At 43.1% G+C, this 3,782-nt stretch carries 4 protein-coding genes; 1 reads left to right on the top strand and 3 read right to left on the bottom strand.

Annotated features, from left to right (window positions below; translation table 11 throughout):
* Positions 1-88 precede the first annotated feature (88 nt).
* The 3 genes from LD39_RS14010 to LD39_RS14000 form a co-directional block, all read right to left on the bottom strand.
* The gene (locus LD39_RS14010; RefSeq protein ID WP_035548214.1) at positions 89-697 is read right to left on the bottom strand and encodes an SGNH/GDSL hydrolase family protein; all 609 of its coding nucleotides are present in this window, start codon (positions 695-697) and stop codon (positions 89-91) included.
* Positions 698-774: 77 nt separating this feature from the next.
* Positions 775-1,173 carry a thioesterase family protein gene (locus tag LD39_RS14005; protein ID WP_035548211.1) on the bottom strand — a complete coding sequence of 133 codons (399 nt, stop codon included), beginning with the start codon at positions 1,171-1,173 and terminating at the stop codon, positions 775-777.
* Positions 1,174-1,191: 18 nt separating this feature from the next.
* A complete protein-coding gene (locus tag LD39_RS14000; RefSeq protein ID WP_052158879.1) occupies positions 1,192-2,364 on the bottom strand; it encodes an iron-containing alcohol dehydrogenase in 1,173 nt (390 codons plus the stop codon).
* A 201-nt stretch (positions 2,365-2,565) separates the two neighbouring features.
* Here LD39_RS14000 and LD39_RS13995 point away from each other — a divergent pair, with 201 nt between their 5' ends.
* A complete protein-coding gene (locus tag LD39_RS13995) occupies positions 2,566-3,480 on the top strand; it encodes a thermonuclease family protein (RefSeq protein WP_052158878.1) in 915 nt (304 codons plus the stop codon).
* Positions 3,481-3,782 lie beyond the last annotated feature (302 nt).

Here is a 3,782-nt window from a genome sequence, read left to right as displayed (position 1 = left end):
CTTTTCGCTGATAAATTCTGCTTTTCGCTGATAAATTCTGCTTTTCGCTGATAAAAAGAGGTGCCAGCCTTTGCTGGCACCTCTTTTATTAGAACAAGTGACGGGTTGCCTTGATCCATTCTACTGCCATCAACTCATCCCCACGTTCGTTCATATGCACCCCATCTGTCGTAAGCGGCGTTAAAACTTTTGCACGCAGCTGCTTAATAAATGCCCCATGAAGTGGAACATAACTGCACCCAAATTGCTCTGCTGCCTCTCTTAAGACATGTACATACTCTTTCAGTCTTTGATTACCTTCTGATTCCGGTTCTTCCCCGATTATCGTCGGCTCCATCAAAACAATCTCAGAATTGCACTTTTCTAATGTACGCTCCAGCAGCTGGATGTATTTTTCTTTGAACTGTCGAGCGGTTACTTGGGTCATACCTTGGGAATCGAGCTGCCGCCATACATCGTTTACCCCGATGGAAATAGATAAGAGATCAGGATTTTCCTTTAGGACATCCCTCTCCCACCTTTCTTCAAGGTTCACAATCCGATCACCGCTTACCCCTCGATTCAAAATGATATCAGGTGAAAGCTCTAATTTTTTCATGACTTTATGTACATAGCCATTTCCAAGCCCTTGTGGGTCAGAAAATCTGCCACTTTCGGTAATGCTGTCACCTATGAATAGAATTTTTGAAAACGTCATTCCATGAAAACTCCTTCCCATTCATTATTAATCTTCTATAAATAAGAGAGGACGACCCACTGTCGTCCTCCTTTTTTTCAAGAGACCTGATAGAGATGAACCTCCAGTTCTTTACGAATATCATCAGGAATTGGTTCTGACTTCTGTTTTTCTAAATCAAAGTTTACATAGGTGACAGTCCCTTTGGCGCACAGCCTGTCTTCCTGCCAGAGCTCCTCATACAACTCCAGACTGGAAGTTCCGATCCGTTTCACCCACGTAAAAATCGTCGCATCTCTCCCGAAATAGATTTGGCTCTGGTAATCGACGTTCATATTCAAGATAATCATCTTCCAATTGGCAAAAGAATTGTCCGGAGTGAACAGCTTGAAAATTTCATTTCTAGCGGCCTCGAACCAGATTGGTACCGTAGTATTGTTGATATGACCGACCCCATCTGTCTCTGAAACCCGCGGTTCTATGATTTTCGTGTACATTTCGCTTCCTCCCTGGGTCTAGCTGTGAACTAGTTCTCCTCTGAGAGCATTAAAATAGATTTGGCGGATGGCCGTTTCTGAAAGAGGTTTAGGGCTGCGATTTAACAACCGTGTTTGTTTCAGACCATTATCTACGAGCCGTTCCATATCTTTTTCTTCGATGTCATAGACGCTAAGCTTTGTTGGGAGTCCGACATCCTCTACTAATTGTAGTAAAAAGCGAACGACACTTTGCGCCACTTGACGGTTTGTTTTACCTTCAACAGGAATGCCAAGCGCTCTTCCAATTCCCGCCATTTTATCTAAGCATGCTGGAAAGATAGAATCATAGACAAAGGGAAGCAGAACGGCGTTCGATTCTCCATGAGGAACTTTGTATAGTCCTCCTAAGGGATAAGCCAAGGCATGCACGCCCGCTACCCCAGCATTATAAAAACTCATCCCTGCCTGCATACTGCCTAAAGCCATTTGTTCACGTGCTTTGTAATCCCTGTCGTTCCAGACCGCTGATCGTATATGTCCGCTGATTCGTTCAATCGCCTCAAGAGCTAAAGAATCCGTCAATGGTGTTGACTGCTTTGAAGTATAGGCTTCGATAGCATGCGTCAGAGCATCCATGCCACTCGCTGCCGTAACATTTGGAGGAAGTGTGTAAGTCAAAACAGGATCAACAATTGCATAATCGGCAAGCAAGTATGGGTGGGTCATTACGTCTTTCGAGTCTTTCATTGAAAACACAGCGATATCCGTTACTTCGGCACCTGTGCCAGATGTGGTCGGTATCAGGACTTTAGGAACTCCCTTTGCCGCGAACGTCTGATCGCTGCTCAAGTTTAAATAATCTTCCACACCGCCTTTGTTGTCAATGAACACAGCTGCTGCTTTAGCGAGATCAAGTGCGCTTCCTCCTCCAACGCCTACCACGAGTTCAGCTCGTGCCTCCCTTGCTTGTTCAATGATCTGATTTCCAACACTTAAAGAAGGTTCCGGAACAACGTCAGTACTGACCGTCACTTCCAGATTCTCCCCCTCTAAGATATGTATGATTGGATTAATCACTTGCAAATCCTTCAGTGCTGGATCTGACACCACAAATACTCTCTGAACTTGCAGCTCCTGTACTACTTCCTGCAGTCTGCTTAATGATCCATTTCCGTAATAAACCCGTTTCGGTGAAATAAATTGATGCATCACTATCACTCCTTTTTTTGATTAACTACTCACTTAAGATGGAACAAACACTAAAGGTGACGCCAGCTGTTTAGATTCTCCCCCCTTCCAAACGCGAATCACGACTAGCGTCAATTTTGAAACTTTGAGATGATAAAGTTATGAATCTACTTTTTTCATCTTAGTAAAATCTTGAAAACTAACATATAGAGGAGGAGTAAGTTGGAATTATTGCTGACCCTTATCATAGCCGCTGTCTTACTTCCTTGGTTCCCTTTTGCTCAATTTCGTAACCATCTATTTGGAAAAATCTTGGCAGTACTGTTCATCTGTCTATTTACATTTGGATGTGAAGCCAGCAGTGACCAAGCTTCAACAAGTGAAGACACCACGAAGGAAGAAACTTCCGCTGAAACAACAAATGAAGCAGAAACTGAATCTGAAACAAAGACAAGCTCTACATCAAATTTCAGCATTGAAGAAGACGCTCTGCACGATTTACCTTTAGCTTCTGTGACAAGAGTTATAGACGGCGACACCATAGAAATTAATTTGAATGGAAAAACGGAGGATGTGCGACTGCTTCTCGTTGACACGCCCGAGACAAAGCACCCTGACCTTCCAGTGCAGCCCTATGGCCCTAAAGCCAGTCAATTTGCGGAAGAAACATTGAATGGCAAAGAAGTCCGGGTGGAATATGACGGTCCGAAGCGTGATAAATATAACAGACTGCTCGCATACTTATGGGTCGACGGGGAAAATTTTAATCAGATGCTGCTAAAAGAAGGACTGGCTCGTCTCGCCTATGTATACGACCCGCCTTATACTCACTACGACAGTTTCGTCAAAGCGCAAACAAAAGCGGCGAATGCGAACAAAAACATATGGAGCATCAATGGGTATGTTACAGAGAGTGGTTTTTCTAAAAAACAACCTCCATCCGATGCTGGCAATAAAAGAAAGACAAGCAGCTACATTGGACCCTATGATCCTAATGGACCTGACCGAAACTGCGGTGATTTTAAGACACAACAAGATGCTCAGGCTTTTTTTGATGCCGCTGGCGGACCATCCAGGGACCCTCATCGGTTAGATGGAAACGATAATGATGGACTCGTTTGTGAGAGTCTACCTTAATAGAAAGATTCTTTATTAAATTTCAAATCTGTATTCTTAAATAACGAGCTTGCATTCTAAAATATTGCGCTGTGATTCTAAAATAACTACCATTTATTCTTAAATAATCAGCGATCATTCTGTAACAGCTTGTTTAAGCAGATACGACGTTTTACCTTGCAACAGAGCCTGATTTAAAGATCAAAGGAGAATATTCTTACAAACGGAAAGTAGCTGCCAGATCTGAACGTGCACAGGATAATGCACTGGCGGAAAAACTGTGGGAGTGGAGTGTCAAAAAAGTTGGTCTAGATAAATAAAAA

Source organism: Halobacillus sp. BBL2006 (assembly GCF_000786645.1).
Taxonomy (GTDB): Bacteria; Bacillota; Bacilli; order Bacillales; family Halobacillaceae; genus Halobacillus.
This window is presented reverse-complemented; position numbering and strand designations above follow the sequence as displayed.